This is a genomic window from Marnyiella aurantia, assembly GCF_014041915.1.
Taxonomy (GTDB): Bacteria; Bacteroidota; Bacteroidia; order Flavobacteriales; family Weeksellaceae; genus Marnyiella; species Marnyiella aurantia.
Window position 1 is genome coordinate 1,112,766 of record NZ_CP059472.1, and the last position, 19,237, is coordinate 1,132,002.

18 protein-coding genes are annotated in these 19,237 nt (G+C 42.9%); 6 read left to right on the forward strand and 12 right to left on the reverse strand.

The window, feature by feature from the left end; genetic code table 11:
• Window positions 1-62 precede the first annotated feature (62 nt).
• Window positions 63-1,316 (forward strand): DEAD/DEAH box helicase, encoded by a 1,254-nt coding sequence (locus tag H1R16_RS05150; RefSeq protein WP_181887802.1) that lies wholly within the window; start codon window positions 63-65, stop codon window positions 1,314-1,316.
• Window positions 1,317-1,419: 103 nt separating this feature from the next.
• Here H1R16_RS05150 and H1R16_RS05155 read toward each other — a convergent pair whose 3' ends face one another.
• The 8 genes from H1R16_RS05155 to H1R16_RS05190 form a co-directional block, all read right to left on the reverse strand.
• The gene (locus H1R16_RS05155) at window positions 1,420-2,565 is read right to left on the reverse strand and encodes a hypothetical protein (protein ID WP_181887738.1); all 1,146 of its coding nucleotides are present in this window, start codon (window positions 2,563-2,565) and stop codon (window positions 1,420-1,422) included.
• Window positions 2,562-3,326 carry a TatD family hydrolase gene (locus H1R16_RS05160; protein WP_181887739.1) on the reverse strand — a complete coding sequence of 255 codons (765 nt, stop codon included), beginning with the start codon at window positions 3,324-3,326 and terminating at the stop codon, window positions 2,562-2,564. The genes H1R16_RS05155 and H1R16_RS05160 overlap by 4 nt, the downstream gene beginning before the upstream one ends.
• A gap of 4 nt (window positions 3,327-3,330) precedes the next feature.
• Window positions 3,331-4,302 carry a GSCFA domain-containing protein gene (locus H1R16_RS05165; protein ID WP_181887740.1) on the reverse strand — a complete coding sequence of 324 codons (972 nt, stop codon included), beginning with the start codon at window positions 4,300-4,302 and terminating at the stop codon, window positions 3,331-3,333.
• A 31-nt stretch (window positions 4,303-4,333) separates the two neighbouring features.
• The gene (locus tag H1R16_RS05170; RefSeq protein WP_181887741.1) at window positions 4,334-5,305 is read right to left on the reverse strand and encodes a polyprenyl synthetase family protein; all 972 of its coding nucleotides are present in this window, start codon (window positions 5,303-5,305) and stop codon (window positions 4,334-4,336) included.
• Between the two features lie 108 nt (window positions 5,306-5,413).
• Entirely contained in the window at window positions 5,414-6,556 is a 1,143-nt protein-coding gene (locus H1R16_RS05175) for an inorganic phosphate transporter (protein WP_181887742.1), read from the reverse strand.
• Between the two features lie 19 nt (window positions 6,557-6,575).
• Window positions 6,576-7,214, reverse strand: a complete 639-nt coding sequence (locus H1R16_RS05180) for a DUF47 domain-containing protein (RefSeq protein ID WP_181887743.1) — start codon at window positions 7,212-7,214, stop codon at window positions 6,576-6,578.
• An 88-nt stretch (window positions 7,215-7,302) separates the two neighbouring features.
• Window positions 7,303-8,022 carry a DUF2490 domain-containing protein gene (locus H1R16_RS05185; RefSeq protein WP_181887744.1) on the reverse strand — a complete coding sequence of 240 codons (720 nt, stop codon included), beginning with the start codon at window positions 8,020-8,022 and terminating at the stop codon, window positions 7,303-7,305.
• A gap of 155 nt (window positions 8,023-8,177) precedes the next feature.
• Complete coding sequence (locus H1R16_RS05190; RefSeq protein ID WP_181887745.1) at window positions 8,178-9,950, reverse strand: DEAD/DEAH box helicase; 1,773 nt, start codon at window positions 9,948-9,950, stop codon at window positions 8,178-8,180.
• A gap of 149 nt (window positions 9,951-10,099) precedes the next feature.
• On the opposite strand from H1R16_RS05190, the gene H1R16_RS05195 reads away from it, so the two are divergent.
• Window positions 10,100-10,765: a DUF2461 domain-containing protein gene (locus tag H1R16_RS05195; RefSeq protein WP_181887746.1), complete on the forward strand. Its 666-nt coding sequence runs from the start codon at window positions 10,100-10,102 to the stop codon at window positions 10,763-10,765.
• Window positions 10,766-10,780: 15 nt separating this feature from the next.
• Here the strand turns inward: H1R16_RS05195 and H1R16_RS05200 are convergent, their stop codons facing one another.
• Genes H1R16_RS05200 through H1R16_RS05210 form a run of 3 tightly spaced genes read right to left on the reverse strand, consistent with a single transcriptional unit; the run spans window position 10,781 to window position 13,288 of the window.
• Window positions 10,781-11,332, reverse strand: a complete 552-nt coding sequence (locus tag H1R16_RS05200; protein ID WP_181887747.1) for a TlpA family protein disulfide reductase — start codon at window positions 11,330-11,332, stop codon at window positions 10,781-10,783.
• Window positions 11,333-11,351: 19 nt separating this feature from the next.
• Window positions 11,352-12,029, reverse strand: a complete 678-nt coding sequence (gene trmD / locus H1R16_RS05205) for a tRNA (guanosine(37)-N1)-methyltransferase TrmD (RefSeq protein WP_181887748.1) — start codon at window positions 12,027-12,029, stop codon at window positions 11,352-11,354.
• Complete coding sequence (locus H1R16_RS05210; protein ID WP_181887749.1) at window positions 12,026-13,288, reverse strand: NAD(P)/FAD-dependent oxidoreductase; 1,263 nt, start codon at window positions 13,286-13,288, stop codon at window positions 12,026-12,028. Before H1R16_RS05210 ends, trmD begins: the two co-directional genes overlap by 4 nt.
• Window positions 13,289-13,454: 166 nt before the next feature.
• Between H1R16_RS05210 and H1R16_RS05215 the strand changes: the two genes are divergently transcribed.
• Window positions 13,455-14,318 (forward strand): glycoside hydrolase family 25 protein, encoded by an 864-nt coding sequence (locus H1R16_RS05215; RefSeq protein ID WP_181887750.1) that lies wholly within the window; start codon window positions 13,455-13,457, stop codon window positions 14,316-14,318.
• 4 nt (window positions 14,319-14,322) lie between these two features.
• On the opposite strand, the gene H1R16_RS05220 is transcribed toward H1R16_RS05215, so the two are convergent.
• Window positions 14,323-16,107, reverse strand: a complete 1,785-nt coding sequence (locus tag H1R16_RS05220; protein ID WP_181887751.1) for a hypothetical protein — start codon at window positions 16,105-16,107, stop codon at window positions 14,323-14,325.
• A 107-nt stretch (window positions 16,108-16,214) separates the two neighbouring features.
• Here H1R16_RS05220 and H1R16_RS05225 point away from each other — a divergent pair, with 107 nt between their 5' ends.
• The 3 genes from H1R16_RS05225 (at window position 16,215) to H1R16_RS05235 (ending at window position 19,159) form a co-directional block, all read left to right on the forward strand.
• Complete coding sequence (locus H1R16_RS05225) at window positions 16,215-16,673, forward strand: hypothetical protein (protein WP_181887752.1); 459 nt, start codon at window positions 16,215-16,217, stop codon at window positions 16,671-16,673.
• Between the two features lie 71 nt (window positions 16,674-16,744).
• Window positions 16,745-17,203, forward strand: coding sequence for a hypothetical protein (locus H1R16_RS05230; protein ID WP_181887753.1), 459 nt, complete (start codon window positions 16,745-16,747; stop codon window positions 17,201-17,203).
• 72 nt (window positions 17,204-17,275) lie between these two features.
• Window positions 17,276-19,159 (forward strand): ABC-F family ATP-binding cassette domain-containing protein, encoded by a 1,884-nt coding sequence (locus H1R16_RS05235; RefSeq protein ID WP_181887754.1) that lies wholly within the window; start codon window positions 17,276-17,278, stop codon window positions 19,157-19,159.
• Window positions 19,160-19,237 lie beyond the last annotated feature (78 nt).

The following is a 19,237-nucleotide window of genomic DNA, read 5'->3' on the forward strand; positions in this document are numbered from 1 at the left end:
GGACAGGATGAATGAAGAAGCATAACGCTTCGTCCGCACTAATTTTAATACAGGACAACATTTTGTTATTTACAGACTTAAATTTAATTAAGCCCATACTTGATGCGCTTAAGCAGGAAGGTTATGAGAAACCTACTCCAATCCAACAACAGGCTATACCCGAAATACTGAAAGGCCGCGACTTACTTGGAACTGCCCAAACCGGAACAGGGAAAACGGCAGCCTTTGCCATCCCTATTCTGCAGAATCTTACAGAAAAAAACATCCGTAACAACCAGATTAAGGCCCTAATCCTTACACCCACGCGTGAGCTTGCTATTCAGATTGAAGAAAGCTTCAATGCCTATGGCCGTAACCTGAAACTGAGAAACCTTGTGGTTTTTGGTGGAGTAAAACAAGGCGCGCAGGAGCAATCACTGAAGAGGGGTGTAGACATATTGGTAGCTACGCCAGGCAGATTACTGGATTTCATCTCACAGGGTATTATCTCACTAAAGCAACTGGAAATCTTTGTCCTGGACGAAGCCGACAGAATGCTGGACATGGGCTTTGTTCATGATGTAAAGAAAATCGTGAAGATGCTGCCTGAAAAAAGACAGACCTTATTTTTCTCGGCTACCTTTCCGGATGAGATAAAAACTCTGGCCAATACCATTCTCCGCAACCCTGTGAAGGTGGCGGTGGCGCCGGTATCTGCAACAGCAGACACCATTCAGCAGAAGGTTTATTTTGTTGAGAAGGAAGACAAACTGGAACTGCTCACCCATATCCTTAAAAACGACATCCAAGAATCAGTACTTGTGTTCTCTAGAACCAAGCACGGGGCTGATAAAATTGCCAGGAAGCTGCAGTCGCATAAGATTTCAGCCGAAGCCATTCATGGAAATAAGTCGCAGAATGCCAGACAGAACGCGCTTACCAACTTTAAATCCGGAAAGACAAGGATTTTAGTAGCTACGGATATTGCCGCCAGAGGGATTGATATTGATGAACTGAAATACGTAGTGAATTTTGAACTTTCCGATGTCTCCGAAACCTATGTGCACAGGATCGGTAGAACCGGCCGTGCCGGTGCCGAAGGGCAATCCATTTCCTTTGTGGACAGCTTGGACCTGCTGAACCTTAAGAATACGGAAAAACTGATTGGGAAAAAAATTCCGGTGGAAAAGGACCATCCTTATCATACCGATAATCTGGTACCGCAGAAAAGGGATTCCAACAATAAACCATTTACGGCGAGACCGAAGCCGCAGGCTAAAGAAAACATCGGTTATAAAAAACCGCACAATAAGAGTAATTTCTCAAGGAATAAGTAATTACTTTCTTAATATAGAAGCCGTCTCAATATAGAATTTTGAGACGGTTTTCTTATTTTAAGAAAGGATTTATTTGCTGATCGCGATCACAGAGTACCACAGCTCACGAATTATTTGCCGTCAAAAACATCACCTGCTTATCATTCAACAGGTTTAAAATAAAAAAAGGAAGCGGTATAATGAGGTAATTGGCACCTTCCCAATATTTAAAATCATAACCGGAATTGATCAGATCTGCATATGCCAGAGGGATTAAAGGACAGGAAAGAACTAAGAAAACGGTCCAGTTCCAAGATAAACTTTTTCTTTTATCATTAGAGAGTAGATAGAACATCGCTGCAATACCTATAATAACCAACGCTAAAAAAATAGGCAAGCTGAGTAACGTGATTCCCTTAAAAATAAGGTGACCGGGTTGAAAATTATCGTTTACTAAAAAGAAATAGACGTTCGTAAGTATGAATACAGCAGAGGAAATGATTAAAAGCATATAAGAATTTCTGCGGTGATCATTTTTAAGCAACAGGAAATACATAATGGGCAGAAAACCGAACACAATTCTGGACGAGGCTACTATGCCTAAAAACAACGAGATTAAAATTATTGATACCCACTTCACGTCTTTTTTCAGATAATACATAATCAGCAGGTTAACTGAAAACATAGCCATAGAAAGCGGCAACAAATCATGCCCATTAAAAAGCAATTCAGCAAAAACCATTGAAAGACCCATAAATAAGCAGAAAATATTGGTAAAAACAGTGCTAACTGCCCGTCTGAGAAGACCAACTGCAAACGCCACGTAACCGGCTCCGAACAACCAATATAAATTAAACAGCACAAACGGCGAATTAAACAATATCCATGCGGGGCCCGGACTAATGGGTTCAGTGGAGCTGATTTCTACGTCATACAATTTTGCGCTGTTTCGCAATGTTTGCGCAGACAGCCGTACTGCGTCATCGCCTGTGGAGCCCGGGTTACTCCGTAAACTAACCACAGGATAAATGAAGTGGCTGAGAGCAGCGACAAGAAGAATGAAAACGAGCCACCACATTCGTTTACTGATCTCCGAGCTGTTAATTGCCTTGAGGTTAAAGAATATAAAGTACACGACCAACAGATAAATGGGGAATAACCACAGCAAATCAATCTTTAAGAATAATCGTACAGAAGGAATCACAATGATGAAACTGAAAAGGACAGTTTTAAAAATAATGTTCCGGTAAAAACCCTCCGCAGTGTTCATTTTGCAAATATCCTTTCTGCATTTTCGGTCGTGATTCTGTCAATCTCAGCAAAATCTATTCTGTAAATATTCACCAGTTTCCCCACAACCAAATCAAGATAGGAACTTTCATTTCTTTTGCCGCGGAAAGGCACCGGCGCCAGGTAAGGTGAGTCGGTTTCCAGCACGATCTTATCCAACGGAATTTCATGCAGGAACTGATCGATTTTACCGTTTTTAAAGGTGACCACACCACCAATCCCGAGCAGAAAGTTAAGGTCGACTGCGTGACGTGCCTGCTCCAGAGTTCCGGAAAAGCAGTGGAAAATTCCGCGCAGCTTCGGATGTTTTTTCTTCTCGAGCACCTCAAAAACCTCATCAAAGCTTTCGCGCGTATGGATGACGATGGGCAGATCGCGTTCAATGGCCCAGTCTATCTGCGTTTCAAAAGCTTTTACCTGAATATCCAAAGTTGTTTTGTCCCAATACAGGTCTATCCCAATTTCCCCAATTGCAGGAAAAGACCGTTGGCTAAGGTATTCTTCCACAACCTTCAGTTCCTGTTCCCAGGTTTCCGGCTTTACATAACAGGGATGAAGGCCCATCATGGAAAAGATCCTGTCCGGATATTCCTGTTCCAGTGACAGCATCTTTTCATGGGTTTCGGAATCAATAGCGGGCAGGTAAAATTGGCTTACGCCCTTTGCGACTGCACGGTCAATCATCGCAGCACGGTCTTCGTCGAACTCTTCGGAATACAGATGGGTATGGGTATCAATCATTTTGTTATTGTTGAGGAAATGCGTCTGAAAAAACCGGATGCTTTACAAACGTTTGCTGCAGGGCAATCCTGCCTTTCAGATTCTCCAGAAATTCCTGGTATTTAGGATCACTGTCATCCGACGGTCTGTGGGAAAGTGCACGGCTAATCCTGAAATTCTCTTCTACAAAATCCATGGTTTGGTCGCTGAAATACGCGCTTCCAAACTTTTCCCAGATATACTGAATAGCCTGCGTGCTGGGATGAATAAGGTCGTCTTTATAAAAACGGTAATCCCGCAGGTCGTCCATCAGGATTTCATACGCAGGTAAGTAGTGGCAGTCATCAAACTGCTGTATGACCTCATGTACCGCCGTAATAAGTTTAGATTTGCTGAGCGTGTTTTCTGCCATGCCGTCCTTGGTATGACGTACCGGTGAAACGGTAAACAGGATCTGCACACCTTCCGGGCAGATGTCCTTGAGGTTTGTCACTGTTTCGTACATTGAATCGGCCAGCTCCAGATTGGTGAGAAGTCTTTTGTTAAAGAATTTACCCGGAATCTTATGACAGTTGGCTACAAGTTTATTTTTGGGCAGAAATTCATAGATAAATGATGTTCCGTAGGTGATGATTACCCACTTGGCATTCTGCAGAAACAAATTTCCTTCCTCTATGCCAGTGTTTATCTGTTCCAGCGTCTGATGTGGATAGCGCGAATTGAACTTCGTGTGGTGATCCAGCGAAATTACCTGATCATCATAAGCTACAAGGTCCTCCTGGTTGTAAAAGGCGGAATCATGCAGCCGTTTCACCGCCGTATTTATGGAATAGGGATTAAACATGGTTCCGAAGGGATTACTGAGTGTCTGCAGCTGACCCTTGGCCAGCAGACCCGAAATCTCCTCCGAAAAGCAGGAGCCCATCGCGAAAATGCTGTCCTCCGGCTTAATTTTGACCGAAGAATCTTCTATATTAACCTCTGTTCTGAATTTCATAAATATACAGCGGGAAAAAATTTAGCTAAAATCAGCTTTCTCTTCTAAGTAAATAATTTGCCAGCTCTATGAACGGCTTTTTCTTCTCATCAGGAATGTCAATCTTCATCAGATAATCGTGAGCAATCTGATTGTGCTTCTCAACAAGACGCAGCGTTTTCTCATCAACTTTAGTTCTGCGGAAGATTTTCTCCACACCATACACCTTGTCCACATTATCCGTTTTCTTACTGTACCAGAACTCCAGTTCCTTACGCTCATCCGGTGTACTGTGTTCCATAGCTAAAAGATAAAGCACCGTTTTCTTGTTTTCATAAATGTCGCCGGCATGCTTTTTACCGAAATCCTTTTGATTGCCGAACACATCCAGATAATCGTCCATGATCTGAAATGCGATACCGATATGTTTACCAAAGTTAAATATGTTTTTAGCATCACGGAAGTTAGCACCGGCGATCAGAGCACCGATTTCAAAGGATGACGCACTCAAGACGCCTGTCTTGTAGGTAATCATACGGATATACTCCTCGTAGGTTACGTTGTCCTGCGTCTCAAAATTGATATCGTACTGCTGACCCTCGCAAAGCAGAAGACCTGTATGTGTAAACACGCGGACGCAGGCTTTGTAAAGATTCGGTTCCAGATCCTCAAAGAATTTATAGGCCTTGAGCAAAAGCCCGTCGCCGGACAGAATCCCGGTATTTAAACCATATACCGTATGGATGGTAGGCACATTACGGCGAAGCGGAGCTTCGTCCATTATATCATCATGAATAAGCGTGAAATTATGGAAATACTCAATAGCCAGGGCAGGTTTCACCGCTTTGCCAATCTCGCCACCAAAGAGGTCGCACGACATCAGAACCATAATAGGACGCAAACGTTTTCCGGCATTGGAAATTATATAATTCATAGGTTCGTACAGTTCCTGCGGCTTATCCTTGAAGGAATACTTGGTGATCGCCTTAGAAATGACTTCCTGATACTGGTCTAAAAACTCCATACATTTTTCTTTGGTGCAAAAATACGATTTAATAGGTCTTTATACAGGTATTAATGCAAAAAACCACCCCGAAAGGGATGGTTTATATACTGAATCAAGAGAGATATCTTAAATCATTTTAACTAAAAGATAGGTTATACCTGCAACCATTGCCGAAATAGGGATTGTTAAAATCCACGCCCACAAAAGGCTTACTGTAATCCCCCAGCGAACAGCGGAGACTCTTTTGGTAAGACCCACCCCAATGATCGCACCGGTAATGGTATGGGTTGTAGAAACCGGAATACCCAGGTGGTCTGTAAGGAAAAGGGTAATGGCACCCGCAGACTCGGCACTAACACCTTCCAGCGGGGTAACCTTGGTAATACGTGTACCCATTGTTTTTACGATTTTCCAGCCACCACTCATTGTTCCGAGAGCGATTGCGAGAAAAGATACAAAAGGAACCCAAACATAATCCGTAGTAAAATGCTTAAATCGCTCTGAAGAATCCATCATTGCATATTCGTCGGTACCGCCTATCATTACCACGTGGTAATAAATTACGGCCGCACCTATGATTCCCATCACCTTCTGCGCATCATTAAGTCCGTGTCCTACGCTGAAAAGTGCTGAGGAAACAAGCTGCCACCTTTTAAACTGCTTGTCGGCCTTCCGGGGGTTACTTTTTCTGGCAAAATATACAATTACCAGCGTAATTAGAATTGAAACCACCATACCGATAAATGGTGCCATAAATATGAAGAGGAAAATAGGGATTACTTTCTCATATTTTACAACGTTCTGGGTAAACAACTGCTGGAATGCCATCTTGAGCGTATCCCAGATTCCAAGGTGAGGCATAGAAGCCACTACATGCTGGTAATCCATTACAAGAGCATTCATAAGCGCTGCACCCAGGAAGCCACCAATAAGCGTGTGCGATGATGACGAGGGTATCCCGAACCACCAGGTGAGCAAATTCCACAAGATAGCTGCTACAAGACCCGCCAGGATTACCTCCAGGTTAATGAAATTTTCGTTTACCGTCTTGGCAATTGTATTACCAATCTTAAATTCGCCAATGACATACATGGCCAGAAAGAAAGCGGCAAAATTCCAGACTGCAGCCCAAAGTACTGCCTGGAAGGGGGTTAGAACTTTAGTGGATACTATGGTCGCGATCGAATTGGCAGCATCGTGAAACCCGTTTATATAATCAAAGATCAGCGCTAGGACAATGATTATTATGAGGAGAATTGGTAATTCCATTCTTTCGTAAAAATATTTATTACGCGTATTTAATTATAATGTTCTCTATGGTATTGGCCACATCCTCCGCTTTATCGGTCACGATTTCCAGATATTCCAGTACGTGCTTGGTCTTTATGATGTTGATGGCATCGCCGGTTTCAAAAAGTCTAACAAGACCCTGAGAAAGCACATCGTCTGCAATATTTTCAAATGAATTGATCTTGATGCAGGATTCCTTCACTTCCGCTGTATTTGTGAAACCGTTCAGGTGCTTTATTGCATTCTGAATCTCCACACAGGATTTATGGATCAGCAGGGAGAATTCTGAAAATTCTTTAACGTCCGGAGTTTTGTAAAGGAAAATATATTTGGAAGATGCATAAATATAATCCGCAATATCGTCCAGGCCGGAAGCCAGCATATTGATATCTTCACGGTCAAACGGTGTGATAAAGTTCTCGCCCAACTGCACAAAAATCTCGTGGGTCAGATCGTCCAGCTTATGTTCGTAATCACTCATCTTTTTAAGAAGTGAATCATCATTAAGGTCGAAATCAAGCATTCCGTCGTGAAATTCCTGAGACATCTTCACCAGATTGTCTGCTACCTTTTCGAACAGTACGAAGAAGACTTTGTCCTTTGGCTGAAATGCCTTGAAAATGTTACCAATTCCCATTTTGTCAGTTGTTTAATTTTGAGTTGCAAATATCCGGATAATCGGACTAACGCTATTTATGTTTTATATTAAGTTTTGTTCACATATACTAGTCGGCCACCGGGTAAGACTGCGGTACATCCTTCATGCGGTCCAGAGTGAAGTTAAGTGCAAAATAAAGGAAGTGAAGGTTACGGGTGTTATCTGCAGTGAACTCCCGCTGCCACATATAACCAAGGTTGGAACTTACGTTACGGCTGAAAACATAGCCCACACCACCAAGAAACCTGTTCCTTTTGAAGCTGGGTTCCTCCGGCCCAACGAATATTTCGTTGAAAGCATTCAGAAAGAAGGTATTGGCCTCCAGTTTTTCTTTGTTTATAGGTAAAGAGGCCGAGAGTCTGTAGCGGTAACGTTCTGTGTTATCCTCCGTATCAGTCTTCGGAAAATAATAGAGTCTTTTCTCTGCACGTAACCGATGGTCCAGTTTCAGGCGGTTCAGCTTGTGCGAGTAAGTGTACTGAAGCCACAGCCGGGTTTCGCGCTGGAAAAACTCGCTGTTTTTGTAGGTTCCGTAGGTACCGATACCAACAAAGGGCTGATGATCTCCGATATTGTAACCCACTCCTCCTTTTACTTCATAATAATCAACCTTTACAAAATCCTCAATTCCACGTGTCTGCAGTTCAATATAAGCCTGCCAGTTCTTATCGTGTTTGTAGGTAAATGAAGTCATATTAAAGGACGAAATATGCTCCCGAGGATTGGTCTGCGCAAAACCTGAAGCGCAGATACACATTATAATAAGAAAAGAAAGTGATTGTTTCATAGGTCAGATTCAGCGGCAAAGTTACTAAACTTCGTATGTTAACAATGTTAATTTAATATTAAGTTAACCGGCAATTAACACCGGTAGCTGGGATGAAAGAATGGCACAAAAAAAAGCACGGTTGCCCGTGCTTAAAATATGTACCTGGATCAAGATTAGTTCGCCTCTTCAGCTCTCATTTCTTTTCCTTTGAATTTCTGAGTTTTAAGGCCTTTTACAACCTCATCCTTGAAGGATTTCTCAACCTCGAAGAAGGAAAACTTCTCCATGATTTCGATTTCTCCGATGTCGGGACGTTTTTTGGACTTAGCTGTAGCCTTGTTCAGGATTTCAAGCATGTCCATCTTTTTCAGTTGATCTCTTTTGCCAAGGTTAAAGAAAAACCTTACCATGTCGCCGTTAGTTCTCTTGGGCTTCCTGTCACGGCTAACAAATTCACGGCCTCCGTCTCTGCCTCCGTCTCTGCCACCATCGCGGCCTCCGTCACGGAAGCTGTCTCTGCGGTCGTTACCACGGTCGCGGTCACCTCTTCTGCCTTCACCTCTGCCATCACGGTCACGGTCACGGCCACGGTCTCTGCGGCTATCGCCACGGTCGTCGCTGTTGAACTTCTGGTCTGCAAGGTCGTTTTTGTCCTTATAGAACATCGCAAGATCCCGAAGCTGCAACTGCAGAAGTTTATGAACAAGCTCTTCTTTGCTGAATTCAGAAAGGTCTGGGATTAGAGCGTCATCAAAAGTGAAAAACTCTTCGTGTTCGGTAAAAAGTTTTTCGAAGACACCACCAACCTGCGCCTTAATGATCGCATCACCAGTTGGGATTTTCTTTTCAACAATGTCAATCTTAGTAGACATCTTGATCTGTTTCAGCTTTCTGGATTCCTCAGGCTTTATAAGGGACATTGAAATACCATCCTTACCTGCTCTTCCTGTTCTACCGCTACGGTGTACGAAAACCTCCGGGTCATCCGGCAGGGAATAATGAATAACGTGAGTCAGGGAATTAACATCAAGTCCACGCGCAGCTACATCGGTAGCAACCAATATATCAATATTTTTCAGTCTGAATTTCTTCATCACCGTATCCCGCTGTGCCTGACTCAGATCACCATGCAAGGCATCTGCGGCATAACCGTTCTGCATCAGGAAATCTGCAACTTCCTGTGTTTCCATACGGGTACGGCAGAAAAGAATGGAATACTGATTTGGATTCGCATCAATAAGCCTTTTCAAAGCCTCTTTTTTATGACGGTAGCCTACCACATAAAATTCATGCTTAATATTTTTCTTAACTTCATTAATCGAACCAACAGAAATACGGTGCGGTTCTGTTAAATAGCTTTTAGAAATCCTTTCAACATCCTTGTTCATCGTAGCCGAGAAAAGATAAGTATGTTTTGTTTCAGGAGTTTCTCTTAATATGGTTTCCAGATCGTCCTTGAAACCCATAGAAAGCATTTCATCTGCCTCATCCAGCACCAACCATTGAATTTCTGAGAAATCCAGGGCCTTGCGGTTAATCAAATCGATCACACGCCCCGGAGTACCCACAATAATCTGTGGTTTATCCCGCAGGGAGCGGATTTGGTCGGAAATACTTGACCCACCATAAACCGCAGTGGTCTTGATGTCGTTCATGTATTTCGAATAGTTTTTAATGTCTTTGGTAATCTGCAAACAAAGTTCTCTGGTAGGACAAAGCACCAAAAATTGGATTTTGCGACTCCCGTCGTCAATCATATCCAAAATCGGAAGCGAAAACGCTGCTGTTTTGCCTGTTCCTGTCTGCGCAAGTGCGATGAGATCGCGTATATCTGTAGAGATAAAAGGAATAGTCTGTTTTTGGATTTCTGTTGGGCTCACAAAGCCCAGTTCGCCAACCGCCTTCAATAATTCAGGACTTAAGTTGGTCTCCGTAAATAAATTCATGTAAAAGATCGTCTATAATTCTCCGGCAAAGATACTTATTTTATTTTTGATAAAAAATAGATGCTTTTATTAAATAAGTGTTAAAGATGTAAAGCACAGGAAGTTTATAGATAAATTCTTTTTGTATACTTTTATGTAAATTATTATTTATGGCTTCTGTAATATCACCGGACACATTATTATTCTTAAAAGACCTAAATCAAAATAACAACAGGGATTGGTTTACACAAAATAAAGAACGATATCTGGCAGCACAGGAAAATATGGTGGAATTTGTAGATGACCTTATACAGGAGATCTCGGGCTTTGATGAAGCCATCCTGAAGCTGGACGCAAAAAAGTCACTGTTCCGGATTTACCGTGATACCCGTTTCTCCAAAGACAAAACGCCTTATAAAATAAACTTCGGTGCCGGTCTGGGCATGGGTAAGGGTGCGGAGATTGCTGGCTACTATCTTCATATTGAACCCGGCAAATCTTTTTTGGCCGGCGGCGTGTACCAGCCGGAAAGTGGTGTTCTTAGAGAAATCCGTATGGAAATTTCCATAAACAGGGATGAGTTTGAGGCTGTCATTAACGGCATGGAATTCAGTAAATATTTCAGCGGACTTTCTCAGGAAGACAAATTGGTACGTGTTCCGCCAGGTTTTGAAAAAGACGACCCCATGGCGGAGTTTCTGAAACTTAAAAGCTATATCGCTGTATACCAATTGAAAGACACCGAAATACTGGATAAGGACGCTGTTGCAAAATTCGCCGGGATCTTCAGTTCTGTAAAACCGCTCAATGATTTCTTAAGTGCCCCTTTTAGATGATGATTTGTGGGCCCTTTATTTTTGTGTGAGGCTTTTCACTGTAGCAAGCAGCTCAGGATCGTCCGGAGAGATGGCATAATAGTCCGCTATCTTACCGTTTTGGTCTACTACTATAAATCTCGGCACCCAGTTAAGCTCAATATAGTCGTTGAATTTATTCTTCCAGCCTTCATCAAACCAAAAATTATTCCCGCCTGCAATACTGTACTTATGCAGGCCCCGCTTCCACTGGTCGTGCGTGCGGTCCAGTGAGAAATAGAGCACTACCAAATCCGGATTTGCTGCTTTCAGGTCATTTGTCTTAGGCAAAGCAAGTATACAGTCGCGGCACCAGCTGGCCCAGAAGTCTATCAGGATCACCTTGCCCCGGTGCGCTTCCAGCACCTGTGCTATAGACTGTTTTTTTCCGTCCAGCGCTATTATTTTCTGGCTGAGGACCTCTGCAGTAAATTCAGATTTAATATCCTGCATGGGTTTCTGGGCATAACTCCAACCGAAAAAGAGAAGTATGAACAATAAAACACACCTAAACGGGAAAGAGTAAATGGAAGGAGATAAGCGCTTCATTATAGTGTTTTAAACATAATTAATCCTGAAGTAAATCCGGACGTCTTTCCTGGGTAATCCGCAAGGCCTCATCATGGCGCCATTCTTCAATTTTACCAAAATGACCGCTCAGCAGAATTTCAGGCACTTTCAAACCTTTATATTCTTCAGGTCTTGTATAAATTGGTGGCGAAAGCAGGTTATCCTGGAAAGTGTCAGTTAGCGCGCTCTGTTCATCATTGAGCACTCCCGGCAGAAGCCGGATTACAGAATCGGCGAGTACACAGGCAGCAAGTTCGCCTCCGGTAAGTACATAATCGCCTATTGAAATTTCTTTTGTAATATGAAGGTCGCGGACACGCTGGTCTATTCCTTTATAATGGCCGCATAAAAAAATGAGGTTCTTTTTTATTGAGAGCGAATTTGCCATTCTCTGGTTCAGGGTCTCACCATCGGGGGTCAGATAAATTACCTCATCATAGTCACGCTGGGCCTTCAGCTCAGAAATACAAAGGTCCAGAGGCTCCACCAACATTACCATACCGGCACCGCCGCCATAAGGTTCATCATCCACTTTGCGGTGTTTGCCCACACTCCAGTTACGCAGCTGATGAAAGTGTACCTCGGCGAGTCCTTTCTGCAGTGCTCTTTTCAGGATTGAAGTCTGAAAGGGGCTTTCCATAAGTTCGGGCAGCACACTTATGATGTCAATTCTCATTGTTCAGTGATATTTTTTTTGTTTGGAACGATTATAAGGCGCAAAGATGAATCTTTATTCACATAACTCCACATCCAGTTAAAGAAAATTGCCAGTTTATTCCGTACCGAAAGAATAAGCATCAGGTGCAGGAACATCCAGAAGTACCAAGCCAGGAAACCCTGAAATTTGAATCTGGGCAGATCCACTACCGCACGGTGCTTACCTATCGTAGCCATACTTCCTTGATCAACATACTCGTACTCTACCCAATCCGATTCATTTTTCTTAAGTAGGTTGCGAGCCAGGTTTTTTCCCTGATTAATAGCCACATTAGCCACCTGGGGGTGTCCCTGCGGATATTTTGGAGTTTCCATATGGGCGATATCGCCAATGGCAAAAATATTTTCTGTCCCCTTCACCCTATTATATCGGTCTACAGTATACCGGTTGCGCAAAATCTGGTTCTCGCTTAATCCATCTATAATATTGCCCGTAACACCGGCCGCCCAGATTACGTTGTTAGCGGGTATCTCTTTACCGTTGGCCAGCAACACACGGTCTCCGTCATATGCTGTTACAATCTCGCCTTTCATAAAAATGACGCCCAACTCATGAAGGTACTTTTCTGACATTTTCTGGGATTCATCACTCATATTAGACAAAGGGGTTTCCGTAGAGCTCACCAAAATGATATTCAGATTGTCAAAATTCATGTGAGGATAGTCGCGCGGCAGGATCTCACGTTTCATTTCGGAAAAGGCACCGGCTAATTCTACACCTGTAGGCCCACTGCCTACTATCACAATATTCCAGTTACCGTCGTCACTGCGTTTTCTTTCGATAATCAGTTTTTCGAAGGTGAGAAGTACATGGTTACGAATGGCGATGGCTTCCTGCGTATTCTTCATGCCGAAGGCTAGTTTCTCCATCTCGGCATTTCCAAAAAAATTGGTCTTGCAGCCTGTGGCGATCACCAGTTTATCGTACGTAAATTCGGAATCTTCGGTAATGATCTTATTCTGTTCCGGTACGATGCGCTGCACCTCGGTCATCCGGTACTGGATATTCCTTGAACGCTGGAAAATCTTCCGGAACGGAAACGAAATATTACTGGGCTCAATCCGTCCGCATGCTACCTGATAGAAAAGCGGCTGAAACATATGATGATTTACCTTATCAATCATAAACACTTTTTTGTTCTTATTGTTAAGCGACCTGGCAAGCTGAAGGCCTGCAAACCCACCGCCGACGATTACAATTTTCTCCCTTGTTTCCATAGTATAAAGTTACCTGTTAATATTTTGTACTGCTTGTTCCCCATACTATTAAATGTATGACGGATTCTGTGCGCATCATTTTTAACGGAACGAACATTATACCATATACAAATCAGAATAAATAAAATTCGTTTTTTCAGCATCATAAATATACTTTTGCAGTCCAATGCCAAATAAGAAAGCCAAAGGAAAAGTCCGAAAACAAATCCACAAAAACCGCCGCAGCAAAGTAATACTGCGCCGGACGGTTTTACTAGTCATTCTTGCGTGCACACTTCTGGGCACAGGCATTTATCTGAAGGAAAAGATCTCTTTTTATTACGCCATGTACTTCCGGCCGTTTAAGCACAAGAAACTTAGCAATACTGAGTTTGAGGAACAGCGGATCAACAGGATTGTAGGCGATTATGCCGACAAAACCTTCGGCATAGACATCTCCCATTACCAGCGGCCGGAAGATATTACCTGGGACAGCTTAAGTATAGGCAACAGAGCTATTCCGATCCGGTTTGCAGTGCTTCGGGCCACAATGGGAAACCGCAGTACCGATAAACATTTTGATGAGTACTGGCTGATGGCCAAAAAGCATAACCTCATTCGTGGTGCCTATCACTTTTACCGCGCCGATGAAGATCCTGTACGTCAGGCCAATAATTTCCTGGAAAATGTAAAACTGGAGTCCGGTGACCTGCCGCCTGTCCTGGATATTGAACGGATACCACGGCGTAAGACCAACGCGAAACTGATCGAAGACCTTAAAATCTGGTGCAGAATTGTGGAGGAAGCCTATGGCGAAAAACCCATCATTTACACCTACTACCATTACTACAAAGATTTCCTGGATGGAGAGTTTGAGGACTATCCACTTTGGCTGGCCAACTATAATGATGTTCCGCAACCCACACCTACCGGACATTGGGATTTCTGGCAGTTTACAGAAAACGGAATCGTGTACGGCATCAACTCCAAAGTTGATGTTGACGTTTACAACGGAAGTTTGTGGTCACTTAAAAGGCTTACGCTGGACTGATTCTTCATTTATCAAAAGGAACAGCTGTGCCAGTAGTGCCCTTTTTAATGTGTATGATTCTCAGGAACTGATGCCAGAACCAGGTCAGGTCTTTCTTTTTCAGCAACATGTTGACTACCGTCTTTTCAATCCAGTGATGAAGGGGGAAAAGCCCGGAAATAATTACCACTTTCCCCAGCAAAATCAGAACCGGGCTTCCATGGGTAAGATGGTGCAGCCACCCGTCTATAAGCAGCACAATAAACTCAAAGAACATTATAAAAGACACATAACCCATTGACTTGATCCACCAAACTGGAACCCGGTAAAAGGAGATCACCACCAGTGACATGATTATCAGGATGATAAAACAGGTGATGATTAAATACTGCAGGTTGTGCTGCCTGTCCTTTTTTTCCTGGATTTTTTGCCTCTCAAGTTCTTTTTGGGCCAGAATATTGTTCAGTTCTGCACTCTGCACATTTTCATCGCTTAAGAATTTAATTAAGCTGTTTTTAGCAGTATTGGTAAGGTTGGCGTATTCCAATTCCTTTCCAGCGTCTCCCCTCTCCCGGAATAGCGCCGCAATCTTCTCACCTACCTTTATCTGGTCATAGTAATTATTGCTCTGAAGGCTGTATTGAAAAGCTTCCTCAAAATTGGTCAGTGCGGCGTCATCCTGACCCTGCCTTTTTTCAAATTCACCCTTTCGCAAATAATAGATATAGTAAAAGTAAGGATTACCGTCATCGTTGGCAGCAGCAGAGAGTTCAAAGTAATGACGTGCCGAATCTACCTGCTTTCTGTTTTCGGCGATGTATGCTCTAACGCGGTGATAATAGGAAAGGTTTTGCTTTTTCAGGTATTTCAGTTCCTGAGGGTGTTTCTTATACCAATCATCCATTTTTTGGAATTGGTTATGATCAATGAAGTAGGTTCTGAGAGCACTTTGCGCCTGAAAACGCAGTCGCGGTATATTCTTCCTTCTGCCAAAGTCATCAATCTTCTTCAACATTTCAGGAATCACTTTGTGATCAATATACCGGTTCAGGATCACCAGCCTGGCCGATTCTGTATAATACCAGCGCACAGAATCAACAGGAACAGCCGATTCTACAGATTTCTTAAGTTCCGCAAGATATTCCAGGGCTTTTTCATGCTTTTTATTCAGCAGATAAAAATCGGACAGATAGCTCAATGTTTCATATTTTATAGAGTCATTTTCAAGATCGGCAGCAAGATAATCTGCATCAATAAGATTTTCGAGCTGGTCGGCCGGTCGGTTTTGAATCTGGTTAATCTTGCTGTGGATAATTAATTTCCTGATCTCACCTGCCTCCTGTTTTGACTGGTCAGGGCTATTTTCGGAAATCATGTTAAGGTAATTGAGTGCATCCTGCGGTTGGTTTTCCCGGATCAGATACTCACAGTAGGCAAAATATGCTTCATCTACGGCCTCAGAGCTTTTCAATTTCTCAGCATTTATAACCGCCTGAACAAAACACTCCTTGGCCTGGGCAGAGTTCATGTTCGCAGGAAGTCTGTATTTCAAAGCAGCTGTAGTTGCAACAGCAATCAGTTGGGGATCGTCTGAAAACATTGATATTTTTATGATTTCGTCGCTCAGACTGTCCGCAGCTTTTGGATTCATCAGGGTATCCTGATGTCTTTGTGCATCACTGAGCAAACGTGCCACCTTCACCCTCCTTTGGTCATTAAGGTTTATCGTCTGTTTTTTACAGGACGGGATGAGAAATAAAAATAAACTTAATAACAACCAACAGCTCTTATCCGGGAATCGAGTGTCCATAACGTGTGATTATTTTAATAAATTTAGAAATATTTTCTGTAATAATTAAAGCCCAAGTGAATTATTTGTTAATTTTATACTTTATTATTAATCAAAACACACAAATCATGGAAAATTCCGAATTGATTATGCCCGTACTTGTTGCGTTTTTACTGGGTGCCGCACTAACTTTCTTACTATATAAAATAAAAACCAAATCCGACCTGATCAGCGCAAAAGAAATTGATAAAAAGGAGGCAAAAATTCTCTATGATAATCACCGCAACGAAATGGGGTACCAGAATTTGAAAGATGCAGAATTCATCTTTAGCGGCTATTTTGACCTTAATACAGCAGCAGCTAAAGATATAATGGATGCAATGGATGCTAAAAAGTTTGATAATGTTCGGGTGTACTTTAGCCAGGACAGATATCCAAGCCCGAGCCAACAGACTTTTCTCCTGAATGGACTCTCTAACACAGGCGTAGAAGAAGATAACGGGAAGCTTTTTATTATCCGCAACGCCATAAACCTGGCCACAGACTGTCCTAAATATTGCGAATATGAAAGAGCTGTATTACATTAAAAAAAGTGAACATATCACATGAGCGGTGAACAAACCCAGGATAATAAATTAACAACCCAAACACACAGATTATGAAAAGTCCGAAAAACTTAGTTAGTACTGTTGCTGCCTTTCTGGCAGGCACTGCCATCACTTACTTTATGCATCCGGTGGCAACTTCTCCACCAGTCCCTCCTGCTCCTTCACAAATTTCCACTGAAACAGCCCGAAATTACTTCAGCTTTCATCGCAGTGAAATGGAATATGGGGAGAGGGGTGCCAAATCTAAATTTGGTGGCTACTTCGATCTTACAAAGGACGCAATAGCAGAAATACAGGCGGCCATGACTGCACAGGGTTTTCAGCGTGCAAGACTGTATTTTGGCCAGGACAAATTTCCCGACCCCACCTCCCAAATGCTGTTAATAAACGGTATGAATAACGGTACTGAAGTAAATACCGGCCGGTTATTCATGATCCGGAATTCAATAAATTCTAATCCGTACTGTCCAAAATTCTGCGACTTTGAAAGGTCGGTGCTAACCTACTGAAACTTTTAAAGTTAGCCACTACCTATGCCGCTCCCCTGAAATTACGTATTTTCGCAGGCAAATAAATGTCTGATGAATTACGTTACTGCCGAAGATCTTACAAAATCTTATGGTCTCAAAGTTCTTTTTAAAAACATCTCCTTCAACGTTAATGAAGGGGACAAAATTGCCATTGTGGCCAAGAACGGCAGCGGAAAATCGACGCTGCTGAAAATCCTGATGGGTAAAGAGATCGCGGATTCGGGCACGGTAGTCATCAACAAAGATATTCAGGTGGTCCTGTTCGATCAGGAAATTGAATTTGACTCAGCACTTACAGTAGAAGAGTTTATGATGACCCTGGATTCGGCACCTATTGTTGCGGTGAAGAATTACCATCACGCTTTGCATACCGAGAAGCCGGACGATATGGAGAAAGCACTGGCTGAAATGGAACTTCACAAAGCCTGGGATCTTGAAAATGAGATGAAACAGATACTCTCCCAGCTAAAGATCACCGATCTGGAAGCAAAAATGGGCACCCTTTCTGGTGGACAGATAAAACGTGTAGCTCTGGCAAAACTACTGACCGAAACCCGCGCAGAGCACCGCCACATCTTGCTCATCATGGATGAACCTACCAACCACCTGGACGTAGAGATGGTGGAGTGGCTGGAAAATTATCTGTCTAAGGCAAAAATCACACTGTTGCTCGTAACCCACGACCGTTACTTTCTGGATGCAGTGTGCGATCTGATCTGGGAAATGGAGGATCAGAACCTTTATGTGCATAACGGCAGCTATGCTACTTACCTGGAAAACAAGATGATTCGCGAAGACAATCTGAATGCGACTATAGACAAGGCTAACAATCTGTACCGAAAGGAACTGGAGTGGATGCGCCGCCAGCCCAAAGCCAGAACTACAAAATCCAAATCGCGGATTGATGATTTTTACGAAACTGAGAAAGTGGCCAAAACGGACACCCGAAAGGAGAAACTGGAGCTGGATTTCGAGATGAAAAGGCTCGGCAACAAAATCCTGGAACTTCATGATATCAGTAAAAGTTATGGTGATAACGTTCTGTTAAAAGATTTTTCTTATCAGTTCCAGCGCGGCGAAAAAGTCGGGATTGTAGGGAAGAACGGCGCCGGCAAATCTACATTGCTGAATATTATTCAGGGTCTTGAACCGTACGACAGCGGAAGTATAGAAACCGGAGAAACTATCAAATTCGGTTACTTTTCCCAAAAAGGACTTAAATATAAAGAGGAGGAACGCGTAATTGATTTCATAAGGGAGATTTCGGAGAATTTTCCGCTGGCTAACGGCCGTACGATTTCGGCCTCGCAGTTTCTGCGCCTGTTCCTGTTTGACGATCAAACACAGTACAGTCCAATTTCCAAACTGTCGGGCGGGGAGAAAAGGAGGTTGCACCTCATGTACGTCCTTTACCAAAACCCGAATTTCCTGATTTTTGATGAGCCTACCAACGATCTTGACCTTCCTACTTTGACCGTACTGGAGAATTTTCTGCAGCAGTTTCAGGGCAGCCTTATCATTGTATCGCACGACCGTTATTTTATTGACCGCGTTGTAGATCATGTTTTGGCATTCGAAGGTGAGGGGAAAATCCGGAATTTTGTAGGCAATTTCACAGAATACCGGGAAATGAAGAGTCAGGAGAATAGGAAAGCCCTGGAACAACCTGTTGCTCTGGCTAAGACTGCGGAGATTGCACAGGCGGTACCGAAATCCACGAGCGCACAGAGGAAACTGTCCTATAAGGAGCAGCGCGAACTGGAAACCATTGATAAGGAGCTGCCTTTGCTTGAGGAAAAACGTGCAGAAATAATGCAGCAACTTACCACTGAAACAGACTATGCCATCATCTCAAAACTTTCCGATGAGCTGGAGTCATTATCCGCAAAACTCGGTGAATTGGAACTGCGGTGGCTGGAACTGCAGGAGATCTAATTGTTATTTAGTTTGATATTGTTTAAATATCGCCGTCAACATGCTCTCATTCCTTACATGACAAATCTCAGTTAAGCA

What these genes read in the sequence shown, in the direction of transcription:
- H1R16_RS05165 (WP_181887740.1), bottom strand. Translation starts at nt 4,302, where the DNA reads ATGAAATTCAGAACAGAGGTTAATATAGAAGATTCTTCGGTCAAAATT.
- H1R16_RS05195 (WP_181887746.1), top strand. Translation starts at nt 10,100, where the DNA reads ATGGCTTCTGTAATATCACCGGACACATTATTATTCTTAAAAGACCTA.
- H1R16_RS05210 (WP_181887749.1), bottom strand. Translation starts at nt 13,288, where the DNA reads ATGGAAACAAGGGAGAAAATTGTAATCGTCGGCGGTGGGTTTGCAGGC.
- H1R16_RS05155 (WP_181887738.1), bottom strand. Translation starts at nt 2,565, where the DNA reads ATGAACACTGCGGAGGGTTTTTACCGGAACATTATTTTTAAAACTGTC.
- H1R16_RS05185 (WP_181887744.1), bottom strand. Translation starts at nt 8,022, where the DNA reads ATGAAACAATCACTTTCTTTTCTTATTATAATGTGTATCTGCGCTTCA.
- H1R16_RS05170 (WP_181887741.1), bottom strand. Translation starts at nt 5,305, where the DNA reads ATGGAGTTTTTAGACCAGTATCAGGAAGTCATTTCTAAGGCGATCACC.
- trmD (WP_181887748.1), bottom strand. Translation starts at nt 12,029, where the DNA reads ATGAGAATTGACATCATAAGTGTGCTGCCCGAACTTATGGAAAGCCCC.
- H1R16_RS05160 (WP_181887739.1), bottom strand. Translation starts at nt 3,326, where the DNA reads ATGATTGATACCCATACCCATCTGTATTCCGAAGAGTTCGACGAAGAC.
- H1R16_RS05220 (WP_181887751.1), bottom strand. Translation starts at nt 16,107, where the DNA reads ATGGACACTCGATTCCCGGATAAGAGCTGTTGGTTGTTATTAAGTTTA.
- H1R16_RS05200 (WP_181887747.1), bottom strand. Translation starts at nt 11,332, where the DNA reads ATGAAGCGCTTATCTCCTTCCATTTACTCTTTCCCGTTTAGGTGTGTT.
- H1R16_RS05230 (WP_181887753.1), top strand. Translation starts at nt 16,745, where the DNA reads ATGAAAAGTCCGAAAAACTTAGTTAGTACTGTTGCTGCCTTTCTGGCA.
- H1R16_RS05180 (WP_181887743.1), bottom strand. Translation starts at nt 7,214, where the DNA reads ATGGGAATTGGTAACATTTTCAAGGCATTTCAGCCAAAGGACAAAGTC.
- H1R16_RS05225 (WP_181887752.1), top strand. Translation starts at nt 16,215, where the DNA reads ATGGAAAATTCCGAATTGATTATGCCCGTACTTGTTGCGTTTTTACTG.
- H1R16_RS05190 (WP_181887745.1), bottom strand. Translation starts at nt 9,950, where the DNA reads ATGAATTTATTTACGGAGACCAACTTAAGTCCTGAATTATTGAAGGCG.
- H1R16_RS05175 (WP_181887742.1), bottom strand. Translation starts at nt 6,556, where the DNA reads ATGGAATTACCAATTCTCCTCATAATAATCATTGTCCTAGCGCTGATC.
- H1R16_RS05215 (WP_181887750.1), top strand. Translation starts at nt 13,455, where the DNA reads ATGCCAAATAAGAAAGCCAAAGGAAAAGTCCGAAAACAAATCCACAAA.
- H1R16_RS05235 (WP_181887754.1), top strand. Translation starts at nt 17,276, where the DNA reads ATGAATTACGTTACTGCCGAAGATCTTACAAAATCTTATGGTCTCAAA.